At 44.8% G+C, this 12922-nt stretch carries 15 protein-coding genes and 3 pseudogenes; 4 read left to right on the plus strand and 14 right to left on the minus strand.

Annotation, left to right across the window (positions count from 1 at the left end):
* Positions 1-139: 139 nt before the first annotated feature.
* The 4 genes from MMY81_RS15440 to MMY81_RS15455 are packed head-to-tail and all read right to left on the minus strand — an operon-like array spanning position 140 to position 2157.
* Positions 140-607, minus strand: a complete 468-nt coding sequence (locus MMY81_RS15440; RefSeq protein WP_252313584.1) for a hypothetical protein — start codon at positions 605-607, stop codon at positions 140-142.
* A complete protein-coding gene (locus tag MMY81_RS15445) occupies positions 604-1464 on the minus strand; it encodes an alpha-amylase family protein (protein ID WP_252313585.1) in 861 nt (286 codons plus the stop codon). The genes MMY81_RS15440 and MMY81_RS15445 overlap by 4 nt, the downstream gene beginning before the upstream one ends.
* Positions 1361-2008, minus strand: coding sequence for a hypothetical protein (locus MMY81_RS15450; protein WP_252313586.1), 648 nt, complete (start codon positions 2006-2008; stop codon positions 1361-1363). The genes MMY81_RS15445 and MMY81_RS15450 overlap by 104 nt, the downstream gene beginning before the upstream one ends.
* Positions 2009-2013: 5 nt before the next feature.
* Positions 2014-2157, minus strand: coding sequence for a hypothetical protein (locus tag MMY81_RS15455; protein WP_252313587.1), 144 nt, complete (start codon positions 2155-2157; stop codon positions 2014-2016).
* 105 nt (positions 2158-2262) lie between these two features.
* Here MMY81_RS15455 and purU point away from each other — a divergent pair.
* Positions 2263-3119, plus strand: a pseudogene (gene purU, locus MMY81_RS15460) (formyltetrahydrofolate deformylase).
* A 24-nt stretch (positions 3120-3143) separates the two neighbouring features.
* Here the strand turns inward: purU and MMY81_RS15465 are convergent.
* The 5 genes from MMY81_RS15465 to MMY81_RS35335 form a co-directional block, all read right to left on the minus strand.
* Complete coding sequence (locus MMY81_RS15465) at positions 3144-3617, minus strand: hypothetical protein (protein ID WP_252313588.1); 474 nt, start codon at positions 3615-3617, stop codon at positions 3144-3146.
* 243 nt (positions 3618-3860) lie between these two features.
* The gene (locus MMY81_RS15470) at positions 3861-4034 is read right to left on the minus strand and encodes a hypothetical protein (protein WP_252313589.1); all 174 of its coding nucleotides are present in this window, start codon (positions 4032-4034) and stop codon (positions 3861-3863) included.
* Positions 4035-4123: 89 nt separating this feature from the next.
* Positions 4124-4342: an LrgB family protein gene (locus MMY81_RS35330; RefSeq protein WP_374562090.1), complete on the minus strand. Its 219-nt coding sequence runs from the start codon at positions 4340-4342 to the stop codon at positions 4124-4126.
* Positions 4342-5031 (minus strand): LrgB family protein, encoded by a 690-nt coding sequence (locus MMY81_RS15475; RefSeq protein ID WP_374562055.1) that lies wholly within the window; start codon positions 5029-5031, stop codon positions 4342-4344. Before MMY81_RS15475 ends, MMY81_RS35330 begins: the two co-directional genes overlap by 1 nt.
* Positions 4974-5180: a CidA/LrgA family protein gene (locus MMY81_RS35335; protein ID WP_374562057.1), complete on the minus strand. Its 207-nt coding sequence runs from the start codon at positions 5178-5180 to the stop codon at positions 4974-4976. The genes MMY81_RS15475 and MMY81_RS35335 overlap by 58 nt, the downstream gene beginning before the upstream one ends.
* Before the next feature lie 75 nt (positions 5181-5255).
* On the opposite strand from MMY81_RS35335, the pseudogene cysK reads away from it, so the two are divergent.
* Positions 5256-6185: pseudogene (gene cysK / locus MMY81_RS15480) on the plus strand (cysteine synthase A).
* 241 nt (positions 6186-6426) lie between these two features.
* Positions 6427-6645 carry a DeoR family transcriptional regulator gene (locus MMY81_RS15485; protein ID WP_120194455.1) on the plus strand — a complete coding sequence of 73 codons (219 nt, stop codon included), beginning with the start codon at positions 6427-6429 and terminating at the stop codon, positions 6643-6645.
* A gap of 78 nt (positions 6646-6723) precedes the next feature.
* Here the strand turns inward: MMY81_RS15485 and MMY81_RS15490 are convergent, their stop codons facing one another.
* From MMY81_RS15490 to MMY81_RS15510, 5 genes are all read right to left on the minus strand, one after another.
* Positions 6724-7431 carry a pseudouridine synthase gene (locus MMY81_RS15490; protein ID WP_252313590.1) on the minus strand — a complete coding sequence of 236 codons (708 nt, stop codon included), beginning with the start codon at positions 7429-7431 and terminating at the stop codon, positions 6724-6726.
* Positions 7421-8083, minus strand: a complete 663-nt coding sequence (locus tag MMY81_RS15495) for a hypothetical protein (protein WP_252313591.1) — start codon at positions 8081-8083, stop codon at positions 7421-7423. Before MMY81_RS15495 ends, MMY81_RS15490 begins: the two co-directional genes overlap by 11 nt.
* 56 nt (positions 8084-8139) lie before the next feature.
* The gene (ftsW, locus tag MMY81_RS15500; RefSeq protein WP_252313592.1) at positions 8140-9276 is read right to left on the minus strand and encodes a putative lipid II flippase FtsW; all 1137 of its coding nucleotides are present in this window, start codon (positions 9274-9276) and stop codon (positions 8140-8142) included.
* A gap of 78 nt (positions 9277-9354) precedes the next feature.
* Positions 9355-10971, minus strand: a complete 1617-nt coding sequence (locus MMY81_RS15505; RefSeq protein WP_252313593.1) for a putative polysaccharide biosynthesis protein — start codon at positions 10969-10971, stop codon at positions 9355-9357.
* Between the two features lie 104 nt (positions 10972-11075).
* Positions 11076-11474: a secondary thiamine-phosphate synthase enzyme YjbQ gene (locus MMY81_RS15510; RefSeq protein ID WP_120194377.1), complete on the minus strand. Its 399-nt coding sequence runs from the start codon at positions 11472-11474 to the stop codon at positions 11076-11078.
* A gap of 125 nt (positions 11475-11599) precedes the next feature.
* Here MMY81_RS15510 and MMY81_RS15515 point away from each other — a divergent pair.
* A pseudogene (locus MMY81_RS15515) lies at positions 11600-12869 on the plus strand (BaiN/RdsA family NAD(P)/FAD-dependent oxidoreductase).
* Positions 12870-12922: the final 53 nt, after the last annotated feature.

Consider the following 12922-nt stretch of genomic DNA (forward strand, 5'->3'; position numbering starts at 1 on the left):
TACAGGCCTTTTTATACTTGCGCAACAAGAACAACGGTGCTCAACGGCGGTATCGTTATCTCATTAGAGCGAATCGTTCTTAATGGTATCAAAGAAGCTATATCTCCGTCAACGATCATATGAAACGTTTTCTCTTCATTCAGCGGAAGCGTCTGTTCAAGCGGAAAGCATTAAAAAACAGCTGCAGCTCTTCCACTTCATTTTCCCACTTCACCGCTGTACAGCCATTCTCTGTCGACAGTACTTCAAAAGCACTTCGGACTGCTTCCTTACTGTCCAGACGAAGCACTGCATTTTTTTTTCGGATCTCCAGCAGGTTTTTAATATAATTTATAGATTCTGCATTGCGGTTCTTCTGTTCCCAGTCCAGCTGATTGATCCATATCGGCGATTTGTAGCTGTTTTCCACCTCATGCTTTGTCCGGTAGAACTCCTGTCCTGCATGGAGAAAAGGCACTCCCTGCGAAAGAACGACGATAGAAGAAGCAAGCCTGTGCATCCGTTTAATGTCTTCTGTTTCCATTTCCGGCCTGGTCTGCCACGAGCTATCCCACAGCGTAGTTATCATGGCATTCCACATAATTAATGGACTGCTGCGGCGATTCAAACAAGGGACCCTGCTCCATTTCTTCCAGTACAGAGCCGCTTAGATAAAAAAGGAAGTTCTGCGGCATTTTCTCCTCCTCCGTTTACAAATCCCGGGTTTGCCAGGTCCATGTGGCTGCCTTTGGAAAAATCCCTGACACCGTCATTGAAAAAACCAACAGCCGGGAGCTCGCCGGCATGATCGAGTGTAGCTCTCTGCTCCGGAGGAAGGCTCGTATCCAGATCCCATCCTTCCCCGTAAAACAGACTGTCTTTCTTACGTTCGGATACCAGTTCTTCTGCCAGGCGGATCGTTTCGATATCATGAATTCCCATAAGGTCAAACCGAAAACCGTCTACATGATAAAAATCCATCCAATGCTTTAAGCTGTCCAGTATATACTTTCTCATCATTCCCCGTTCCGAAGCAGTGTCGTTCCCAACACCAGTTCCATTTGATAACTCTCCCGAATCGGTAAAGCGGAAAAAATAGCCGGGTACCAGTATAGACAGTGGAGACGTCTCTGCATTGTAAAAATGATTGTATACGACGTCCAGCACAAGCCGTAGGCCGTGGGCATGAAGGTGGTTAATAAACTGCCAGCATTCTTTCACTTTTGCTGTTGGATCGAGCGGATCGCCTGCATAGCTTCCTTCTGGTACAAAGTGGTGAATCGGATCATAACCCCAGTTGTAGGCGGGAGGGTATTCTGTTTCGTCTACACTGCCAAAATCCTGAAGCGGCAGAATTTGTACATGTGTAGCTCCCAGATCTTTAATATAGGTTAAACCGGGAGAGACGGCTTCTCTGTTTTTTTCCCATTTTGGTCCATGCCCCGAATTTCCCTTTCTGGTACATACCGCTCTTGTAATGGGCACTAAAATCTCTCATATGCACTTCATAAATAACGGCATCCACCGGGCTGGAAAAAGCGGGAAGTGACACAGGTTTTCCAAGGCCCAGCTTTTGTGTATCTATGACAACGGAAGCGTGACCGTTGACCGTTGACGAGACTGCGTAAGGATCTGCAGTCTGATGATAGTCCCCGTTAATCAGCACTTCATATTGATAAGCCGCTTCATGTAGAGACCGTATCGTGGAAAATCGGTAAACCCCTTTTTCGGTACGTTTCATCGGCAGTCGTTCCAATACAATATCGGTGTTGGCCGTATCTACTAAAAGAACGTACGCCTCCTCTGCTACAGGGGTCCAGACTGCAAAGTTTGTTCTGCTGTTCTCGCAGACGGCTCCGAGATCATTGCCATCGTAGTAATATTTCTCTTCAAATTCGGGGGAACGCGGACTTTCTCCGATTTCTATAATAATGTCAAGGTCTTCCTCATCCGATAAAATCCGGTATCTTACACCTGATTCCAGTTCTTCTGTCATGTGAAGAACCGTTCTATCCTCCATTATTTTCATGTTTTCTATTTGCAGCTTTTCTTCTTCATGACCCGGACTATATACAGCGCTTCCATATTAATATCTGCCGTATGAATTATTGTTACAGTCTGCAGGTTATTCATGAAGGCTTTAATCGTTCTGCTTTCTGTCGCAGCGGATGAATTCATCGTCTTTCGCTCCTCGTGTGATAATCTTTTTTTTCTATAGAAAGAGTGATATAGTATTATCCGTTCCATTATAAAAATGCAGTTCCAGCAAACAGGAGGATATTTATGAGTAAATCATCTCAGCATAGAGCAAGGCTTCTTATTTCCTGCGCCGACCAGCCCGGTATTGTAGCGGCCGTATCCGATTTTTTTTTTAAACAGGGCGCTAATATCGTACAGTCGACCAATATACAACCGATCCGGAGAACGGCATGTTTTTTCATGCGTATTGAGCTTGATACAAACCAGCAGGCTTCTGTACAGGAGCTTCGGGACGCTTTCTCTACAGTCGCCGCTTCTTTCAATGGACTGGCGCCTCGAAGATGCACAAATAAAAAAGAGAATCATTTCGTATCAAAAGAAGATCACTGCCTTCTCGAGCTTCTATGGCGCTGGCGTTCCGGGGAACTCGATGCAGAAATCCCCTCATTATCAGCAACCATGAAACGATGAAAGATGTGGCAGAAAGCTATGGTATTTCTTTTTATCATATACCTGTTGATAAAAAGAATAAACAGTCTGCGGAGTCTGAAGCATTAAGATTAATTGCTTCCCACCGTGTTGATGTTGTCGTTCTTGCACGGTATATGCAGATTCTAAGCGAGTCATTCGTCGAATCGCTTGAAAATAAAATAATCAATATCCATCATTCTTTCTTCCGGCTTTTATCGGCGCCAACCCATATCAGAAAGCATTGACCGTGGCGTTAAATTGATTGGGCCACAGCCCATTATGTAACAAATGATCTGGACGAAGGGCCGATCATCGAGCAGGACGTTCTGCGCGTCAACCACCGTTATGCCGTAAAAGAATTAAAAGTAGCAGGCAGAAACGCAGAGAAGCTCGCTCTTGCCCGTGCAGTAAAATGGCACATTGAAGATAAAGTTCTCGTTAACCAGAATAAAACGATTGTGTTCCCATAAATGTGTTAAATCGGCCGTCCTCTTTTACTGATCAGAGGGCGGCCGATTTTTCATGCGTGATTGAGTAAGCGTATGCTTAAAAAGAGCTTCTGCCGCCTGTATTTGGGCGCGCTTCACAGGAGACGGATTTCTTTTTTTTGCTTCCAGCCAGGCGGGAAGCGTCTGTTTATCTATTAATTCAGCTGCTCCTGCATACCCCTTCCGGTCGATAATCGAACCGGGGGCAATTATTTCTTTTTTGATCGGGAGTTCAATGCCGTCTGCTTCCATAATAGTTGCAGCCATGCTCGTCATTCGCTGCATAGGAATAGCAGGATTAAGGGTTTTGGTAATGGTGCCTTCTGCATATTCATTCCAAAATCTTCCTGTTGATGTATCAAATACGCTGTTCATTTTTCCTTCCAATAGAAACATGCAGATAATTTCTGTCGGAGTTATCACAATAATATCCAGTTCTACAGGCGCACTTTTTATATGAAACACCGGACGGAATAACACAAAAAATTGTCCGGCATTCTCTTAGGAAATATTTTAAATGCTGGTTATAACGAAGGGATGGAGCAATGGTTGATTCCTCCAGCAAAGACGTACTTGCCCACCGCAGCTGTGATTGAAACAGCTCTTCGTAAAACGCTTCAATAAGCTGTTCTTTTGTTTTCCCCCGGTAAAACGCAAGAATATCCTGCTCCGGCGGGTTCTTTTCAGGCGCAGCAGCTTCTATAGTCGTACGGCGGTGTTTTTTCAGAATCGTTCTTCTGAAAAAATTCTCTTCGCTTTAAACCATTCTTCTTCCACCGGTTCCGGTTCTTCCAGAGGTTCATTGATAGAAGAGGTGTTGGCTTCAAGCCAGGCTGCTTTCATTTTCTTCCAGCGTTCCTGTTTAAATCTGGAAAACTGGCTGGAATAATGGTACATATCAAGCTCATACCGTGATGCATAGTCAGATAGCTTTTAAAAGCTGGGCCATAAACGCTCTCCTCTCTTACTATATAGTATACACAATCTCAGGCCTTCTTATTTAAAAACGAGAATGCCAGCAGAGGAGCGATGATCGAAACAATAATTGCACTGACGGTCATCGCAACTGAACTGGCTGCTCCTTCTTCTTCACTATTTTCAAGTGCTTTTGCGGTTCCAATAGCGTGAGCTCCGCTTCCCATTGCCATTCCTCTCGCAAAGGGGTGGGTAATACGAAACCATTTAATAATGTAAGGTGCCATCATCACCCGCCGATTCCAGCTATCATTACAAATACTGCCGCAAGAGCGGCTATCCCATCCAGGGACTCAGCTACGCTCATCGCAATAGGCGCCGTGACGGATTTCGGCAGAACAGAAGCAAGAAGTTCCTGTTCATTTGTAACTAATATGGAAAGACCCCATCCTGAGGCAGTCCCTGCTGCTGCACCGACAGCTGAGCTGCAGAGAATAGGAATGAAATAGCGCCTTAGTAATTTCCGTTGACTATACAGCGGGTAGGCCAGAGAAACAACAGCCGGTCCCAAAAAATATTCGATCCACCGGCCTCCCTCCATGTAAACAGGATAGGCGATGTTTCCCGCCTCCAGCACTCCGATAATAAGCAGCGTTCCAATCAGGACAGGAAGCGTGAACGGAGAGGGAAAACGTTTGTACAGCTGCTTTGCAGCTATATACATTCCTACCGTCAGCATAATCATTAATACAGCAGTGATCACATTATTCATGTTTCTGCTTCCTCCCATCAACTGCTGCGCCGTTACGCCTGCCAGCGCCATGACGATAAAAGTACTCACAAGCGTAATGCCTACAAGCCATATACCCGATCCGTAAAAAGTGAATAATACTGCATAATGCCGACCGTCACCGAGAAAAATCAGCGGCATGTTCCGGAGCACAAGAGCGGTTCCTTCCTGAATCCAGCGTGGATCCAACAGGCGAGCTGAAAAATGGCCATAAATAATAAAATCATTCCAAGTATGCTTCCCGGCACCGGCAGATTGAGCCACTGCTGAAGCAGAGAGCCCGCACCATAAAATAGAAATAGAACAGCAATATGTAGAATCAGGCGAAATAAAGCCATATAGTGGGACACCTCTTTACGATATGGTAAAATTCTGTTGAAGTCTTGATAAAATGCGCAGAAAGCAGGGATTGCATGCTTGTTGTAAACAATGTATCAGAATTAGTAGGAAACACGCACTAGTTAAATTAAACAGACTGCCCGAATCCGGCGGCGCTGATGTTTATTTAAAACTTGAATATCAGAATCCAAGCGGCAGCGTAAAGGACCGCGCTGCTTTAAATATGATTAAAACAGCAGAAGAGCAGGGCCTGATTCACAAAGACACTGTTATTATTGAGCCAACCTCAGGTAATACTGGTATCGGCTTGCGATGACCGCATCCGCCCGCGGGTATCAATCTATTTTAGTTATGCCTGATACGATGTCGCTCGAACGGATTAATCTGCTCAAAGCTTATGGAGCAAAGGTAGAGCTGACGCCGGGAGATAAAAAAATGCCCGGAGCGATTGAACGTGCTCACGAACTGGTTTAAAGAAATTCCCATGCCTATATGCCGATGCAGTTTGAAACGAAGCTAATCCGGAGGCCCACCGGCTGACCACCGCGCTGGAGATTAAAGCAGCCGTTGAAGAAATAGGCAGGCCGCTCGCCTCGTTTGTAGCTGCATCCGGTACTGGCGGCACGATTACAGGTACCGGCGAAAAATTAAAAGAATTCTATCCTGATCTTGACGTGCTCGTCGTGGAGCCCTTCGGCTCCCCGGTGCTTTCAGGAGGGAAACCTGGTCCGCACAAGCTCGTTGGTACAAGCCCCGGCTTTATCCCTCCAATACTCAATCAGCAGGTATACAGCCGGATTGATACAGTAACCGATGAAAATGCTTATCATATCACAAGACGGCTGGCCAAAGAAGAAGGGATCCTGGTGGGACCTTCTTCCGGCGCCGCCTGTTATACTGCTTTAGAAAAGGCTAAAACCCTTTCGCCGGATGAAATAGTGATTGCTATTGCCTGCGATACAGGAGAGCGCTATTTGAGCACGGATCTATTTGAGTTTGAATAAATAATAGGTAAAAAGACTCCATATATTAAGATTATATGGAGTTTTTTTTAGAAAATTGGAAAACCTTCGGAATTATTGTACAATAAGAGAGTAAAGGGTGCTGTTTTTTTGTAAAATATATTATCAGCTGTCTACTCAATACACTCTAGTTATACCATCAGACCCAGAACCCATTGACCTATTACATAAAGCAGCTTCCCTCTACAACGTGCTTTATAAATCATGGATAAGGAGTGGTTTTTTGAGAACTTCAACCGACCGTATGATCACGCGAGTAAAGTCCATCTATATTTATATCAAACAGAAGGGGACAGTGACAACGACAGAATTGGTTGACGAGTTCGGAATCACACAGCGGACGATTCAAAGAGACTTGAACGTTTTGGAGTTTAATGACCTTGTTCACAGTCCTTCAAGAGGAAAGTGGGCAACTACCCGAAAGCGCGTAAAAGCATCCTGATATGCTGAAAGCTGTTTCATCCTATGCTGATTGTAAAGCACACAACCCTCCGGTCTGCAGCCGGAGGGTTGCTGTCTGTCAGGAATTCTGCAGCTCTTCTATTTCTTCCTCACGTAAATCCCTGTATTCTCCAGGCTTCAGCTTAGGATCCAGCGAAATGCTGCCAATTTGAATTCTTTTTAAAAACAGCACTTCCTTACCGACAGCGTGGCACATTCTTTTCACCTGATGAAATTTCCCTTCCGAGATCGTTATATGCACCAGCTTCTCCGCCTCATCGACTTCCTCGAGAACAGCAGGCTTTGTCTCATATCCATCATCAAGAACGATACCTTGCGTAAATGCCTTTTTGTCTTCTTCTGTCACGTTCTCGTCCAGCACGGCTTCATATACTTTAGCCACGTGTTTTTTCGGAGATGTAATACCGTGGGCAAACTTACCGTCATTGGTCAGAATCAACAGCCCTTCCGTATCTTTATCGAGCCGTCCCACTGGAAAAGGGCGGCGTACCAGGTCGTCCCACTCCAATATATTTACGACTGTTTCATGCATATCGTCTTCTGTTGCCGAAATTACACCCTGCGGCTTGTTCATCATCAGATATACGAATTCCCTGTACTCCACCGGCTCCCCTTTTACCGTTATCATGTCTTTATCTGGATTTACCTGTGCAGAAAAACTTTTTATCTTTTTTCCGTCCGCTTCTACAGCACCCTGCTTTACAAGCTTTTTCACTTCCGTTCTCGTACCGTATCCCGTATGGGCCAGAAGTTTATCAATTCTCATTCTGCTCCTCCTTCTGCTTCCAGATTTTCTTTACAAAGCCTCCATGTTCACCGCGAATATGTGCATGTATAACCCCGGCCGGAATCTGCTGCAGGACGGCCGTTCTTACCGGCTCTGGAATGTTTTTGGCTGTGAGCTTTTTTTCAAGCTTTAAAATAAGGTCTACCGTCTCCTCCACTGCTGTCTGGTTCGCTTCGAGGACTTCTGTTTCTTCTCCGTGTATTACGTTAAAAGAACCTTGAAGCCATTTTTCGAAATAGGTTTTTTCTGTCGGAAAGCTTTCCGGCACGACGAAAGTTCCACCGTTTTTTTCCAGGTCGGCCTGAAGGGCGTGTCCGGCAAATTTTGCCGGCACTATCGTATAGCCGGGATAAAGCGTTTGAATGTCTTCTCTCCGGATAGAAGTTGACGTAATATAAACTGCAGCATGTTCAGGAAATGTATGAATATTTTCTTCCAAAAAAGATAGAGCGGCTTCTTCTGGAAGCGCAATAATAACATTTGTATACTCTGGAAACGAAACCGGTGGTATATAATACGCATTACTATTTTCATCTACGTGCTGTTTTGTTCTGTTATAGACAGGGAGCGGCTTATCCGGATGGGCATTGATTATCATTTTTGCAAGTTTTCCAAATCCGATTATTAACATAGATAATTCTCCTTCGTATTATAAAAGTAAAAAGGAAAAACGCTACCTATAACAATCTAGATAGCGCTCGATTCCTGGGCGGACTTTTTACGGTCCAACGATGTATATTTAGAAATATTAGCTAGAATACCTAGCAGAATCATTGTTACCAGAAGCGAGGATCCGCCATAGCTCATCAGCGGAAAGGTAAGCCCTGTAATTGGCATTAATCCTGTAGCAGCGCCGGCATTAATGACCGCCTGGCTTAAAAGCTGAAAAACAATTCCGAAAGCAAGCAGCGTACCAAACTGGCTGCGGTTGCGAATGCCAATTAATGAGCCTCTCCAGGCTATTATTCCGAGACACAACAGTATGAAACCAATCCCAAAAATACCGAGTTCTTCCGCCACCACGGCCAGAATAAAATCTGTATGCGGTTCCGGCAGAAAGTGCATTTTCTGTACGCTCTGCCCAAGCCCTGTGCCGAACAAACCGCCGTGGGCAAAAGCAATATACGATTGGATAAGCTGATAGCCGCTTCCGCTCGCAGCCTCTGCGACTTCAAAAGGATCGCGGAATGCGGTCAGACGCTGCACCCGGTACGGCTCAATTGCGGCCAGAATACCAATTACAACAGCTGCCACCGCTCCAAGACCGGCAATATGACTTATCTTAGCACCTGATAGGTACACGATAACCCCGGTAGTCATAATAATAGATGCGGCCGTTCCTATATCAGGCTGAAGGGCAATTAAAGCAAAAATGACAACAATCATAACAAGCGGAGGCAGAACGCCCGTCACTAATCGATTGATATACGTTTGTTTTTTTGAATATACGTATGCTAAGTATATAATCACCGCTATTTTAACAAATTCAGCAGGCTGAACCGTAAACGGCCCTATATTGAACCAGCTTGTCGCTCCATTTACTTCATTGCCGATTATCAGTACCAGAGTAAGCGATACAATCGATATCAGCATCAAAAAAGGAATAAATACCTGGAAACGCCGGAAAGGAAAATGCATAAAAAAGATAAACATCAGGGTTCCCAGAATAAAAAAGATAAGCTGTCTTTGAAAAAAGTGCGCAGGATTATCATATAGATCAATAGCAAGCGGGAAACTGGCGCTGTAGATCATAACCAGCCCAAAAATGGCGAGTGCAAAAGCAGCCCCGATCATCCACCAGTCGTAATTTTTATATTTTTGCACGTTGATTATTCACCTCAGAAGCCTTTCTTTTTAGAGTATAGCATGCACTATGCATCGCTGCCTTTACGCAGAAAGCATTTATTTTTTAAGAATAGAAAACCGGTCTCCGAGAACCTTTCCGGCCAGGCCGATTTTCACCGTAATAATGAAGTAAAGAAGGATGCCTGTGACCATTGCAAATAGTTCTATAAGAAGTGCATTCATCCAGGAAACGAGCGGGAACAGCTGCTCTGCTCCTTCTTTAACGATAATCACCCCAAGACTCATCACAATCGTAACGGCAGTAATTAAAATGGTCCGTTTGATTAAAGGACGAAAATCAAAATCAGCGTACTTCGCAATAATTACCAGATTGAAGATAATAGCTGCGGTAAACCCGAGGAACGTACTGATGATAGCTCCCATGGAACCGAGTGCAATTAAAAGCGGGTACGTTAAAATCAATTTTATTAGAATTCCCACTATAAGCGAAAGCACAGCAAAGCGCTGCTGGTTAATGCCCTGCAGCATCGCCGCACTCACAGAAAACAGGGAAAACAGAATGGCTACCGGCGCATAATAGCGCAGAATATATCCGCCGACTTCAATATCATTTAAGCCGAACAAAAGCGCAAATGTAGGATATGACAACAGCATTAATCCGGCAGATGCCGGTACAGCCAAAAAGATAATAATTTGGAAAGCCTGTGTAATCTGGTTCTGCAGGACTTCATCATTCTGACTCGTAAATGACTTGGTAATTGCAGGAATCAACGTAACGCTCATCGCTGTTGCAATAGCTACCGGAATCAGAATCAGGCGGTGTGCCGAACCGGAAAACACGCCGTACATCGTTTCTGCTTCTCCGAGCGTATAGCCGGAAGCGGTAAGCGCATTGTTAAATGTAAATAAATCCACGAGCTGGAACAGCGGAATAGCCAGCCCAACAAATGAGAATGGAAGGGCGTACATAATAAGCTCTTTGTACATATTAGATAGCGGCAGGTTGTGATCGACCGTGCTTTCATTTACCTGCTGATCAATAAAATGCTTTCTTTTCTTCCAATAAAATAGTAATACAGCCAGTCCTCCAAGACCGCCGACAAAAGCGCCGAATGTAGCAAATCCTACTGCTGTACCAAGGTCTCCATCCATTATGTAAAGAACAGAATATGCCATGCTGAGAATAAATACGATACGGATCAACTGCTCAAGAACCTGGGAAACAGCTGTAGGCCCCATAGACTGATTGCCCTGGAAATAGCCGCGGATTACTGCCATCGCCGGTATAATGATCAATGCAACACTGACCATCCGGATAACAAACGTAACATCTATCAGGGAGTTCCCATCCAGATCGCTTGGATCACTAATAATCCATCCGGAAATGACGGGTGCCATGGAGAATAATACCAGAAATGCAAGTAAGCCGGTAATACTCATAAACAGAATACCGGTTTTCAACAGGCGCTGGCCCGTTTTATAGTCTCCCATCGCATTATATTTGGAAACGAATTTTGAAACGGCCATCGGCACACCGAGAGTGGCCATACTGAGCAGAATCACATAGGGCTGGTAACCGTATTGGTAAAGAGCCAGCCCCTGCTGGCCCACCATTGCTACAAAAGGGAAAACATATATCATGCCTAGAATTTTTGAGGCGAACGTTGCCATCGTTAATATCATCGTACCACGTAAAAATTTCGAGTCGGTCATACATTCATCTCCAATTAGTTACTAAATCTCATCCTTGAGAATTTTACCATAATTTTCACTGAGAATCTTGTAAATCATTGGAGAAGAACAAATATTTTATCTTATTACCCTATCATTGCTTTTAAATAATAGGTTCTCGTCCGGGGGCCGTCAAATTCGCAGAAATAGATTCCCTGCCATGTCCCTAGCACTAATGCTCCATCAGCAACAATAATCGTCTGGCCCGTCCCTACGGTGCTTGCTTTCAAATGAGAAGCCGTATTTCCTTCCGCATGGCGGTACTTTTCATGATCCCATGGGTACACTTCATCGAGTCTCATAATCATATCTTTTTTTACGTCGGGATCTGCATTTTCGTTCACCGTAATACCTGCGGTTGTGTGGGGGCAGTACACTGTAATTGTGCCATCGCTGACAGCCTGTTCTTTTACATATTTTTCAACTTCTCTTGTAATATCAATAAACTGATCTCTTGTTTTTGTTTTCAGCTGCATTTTTTTCATTGCTTTCCCAGCTCCTTTTCACTGCCGTTCCCATAGTGGGAGACAGCATGATTATTTGTTATGATAGGATTACTTCAAAAATACACGTTGATGACAATATGTTTATACAAGGAAAGGATATCATAATGCGATACGATACCATAGTGGTAGGAGGAGGACCCGCCGGCCTGATGTCCGCAGCAGCGGCTGCTGAACACGGGGCACGCGTCCTTCTGCTTGATAAAGGAAAAAAACTCGGACGCAAGCTTGCTATTTCCGGCGGAGGACGCTGTAATGTCACAAACCGGATGGAACTTAAGCAGCTTATTGAGCATATACCCGGTAATGGAAAATTTATGTACAGCCCTTTTTCCAATTTTAATAACGAGGACATTATTGCTTATTTTGAAGGACTCGGCATTGAGCTGAAGGAATATGGGTCGGATGTTTCCGGTAAATGATAAAGCCGTCACCGTCGTGCAGACTCTTTTACAGGAACTCGACAGGCTGCAGGTGGAAACGAGAAAACAGACAAAGGTTGCTTCTCTTCTGATTGAAAATGGCAGAATCGAAGGGCTGGTTCTGGAAAACGGAGAAAAGCTGTACGCTCCTTCAGTTATCATTGCGACCGGAGGCAAATCCGTTCCGCAGACAGGAAGTACCGGAGACGGTTATCCGTGGGCGGAAGCTGCGGGTCATACGATTACGGAACTTTATCCGACCGAGGTTCCGATTACATCCAGCGAACCGTTTATCCAGCAGAAAGTGCTGCAGGGGGCATCATTTCAGGACGTGGCTTTAACTGTGATGCAGCCAAAAGGGAAAAAAATCAAAACCCACCGCGGCGGATTTATCTTTACTCATTTCGGCGTCTCCGGTCCGATCAGCCTGCGCTGCAGCCAGTACGTGGTGAAGGCGTTGAAAAAATACAAAACGGACACGATCCCTTTATCACTTGCCCTGTATCCGGACAGCAGCCCGGAAGCTATTTTTCAGCAGTTTATTACCCTTAAAAAAACAAACGGCACAAAAAACAGTAAAAACGCGCTGAAGTCGTGGCTCCCGGAAAAAACACTGCTTTTCTTTCTCGAACGTGCCGGTATTGCTGCCGACGAACCGTTGGATACTATGACAAACGATGCCCTGCGAAAGCTGGCTGATCTCCTGACGGACTTTCGGATTGAAGCAGATGGCACGCTGTCGATTGAAGACGCGTTTGTTACCGGTGGAGGCATTTCCATTAAGGAAATTGATCCGAAGCGGATGGAATCGAAAATGACGGAAGGACTGTTTTTCTGTGGAGAAATCCTTGACGTGCATGGTTATACGGGTGGATTTAATATCACCTGTGCGTTTTCTACCGGTTATTCCGCAGGTACAGCCGCCGCTGCAATGAAAAACACAGCACCTCTGTAAAAAGAAAATACAAAAAGAGCCTATTCTCTACATTCGAGATTAGGCTCTTTTTG

It is taken from the genome of Sinobaca sp. H24, from assembly GCF_023845525.1.

What these genes read in the sequence shown, in the direction of transcription:
- MMY81_RS15450 (WP_252313586.1), bottom strand. Translation starts at nt 2,008, where the DNA reads ATGAAAATAATGGAGGATAGAACGGTTCTTCACATGACAGAAGAACTG.
- MMY81_RS15455 (WP_252313587.1), bottom strand. Translation starts at nt 2,157, where the DNA reads ATGAATTCATCCGCTGCGACAGAAAGCAGAACGATTAAAGCCTTCATG.
- MMY81_RS15470 (WP_252313589.1), bottom strand. Translation starts at nt 4,034, where the DNA reads ATGTACCATTATTCCAGCCAGTTTTCCAGATTTAAACAGGAACGCTGG.
- MMY81_RS35330 (WP_374562090.1), bottom strand. Translation starts at nt 4,342, where the DNA reads ATGATGGCACCTTACATTATTAAATGGTTTCGTATTACCCACCCCTTT.
- MMY81_RS35335 (WP_374562057.1), bottom strand. Translation starts at nt 5,180, where the DNA reads ATGGCTTTATTTCGCCTGATTCTACATATTGCTGTTCTATTTCTATTT.
- MMY81_RS15490 (WP_252313590.1), bottom strand. Translation starts at nt 7,431, where the DNA reads ATGAGAATTGATAAACTTCTGGCCCATACGGGATACGGTACGAGAACG.
- MMY81_RS15495 (WP_252313591.1), bottom strand. Translation starts at nt 8,083, where the DNA reads ATGTTAATAATCGGATTTGGAAAACTTGCAAAAATGATAATCAATGCC.
- MMY81_RS15505 (WP_252313593.1), bottom strand. Translation starts at nt 10,971, where the DNA reads ATGACCGACTCGAAATTTTTACGTGGTACGATGATATTAACGATGGCA.
- MMY81_RS15510 (WP_120194377.1), bottom strand. Translation starts at nt 11,474, where the DNA reads ATGAAAAAAATGCAGCTGAAAACAAAAACAAGAGATCAGTTTATTGAT.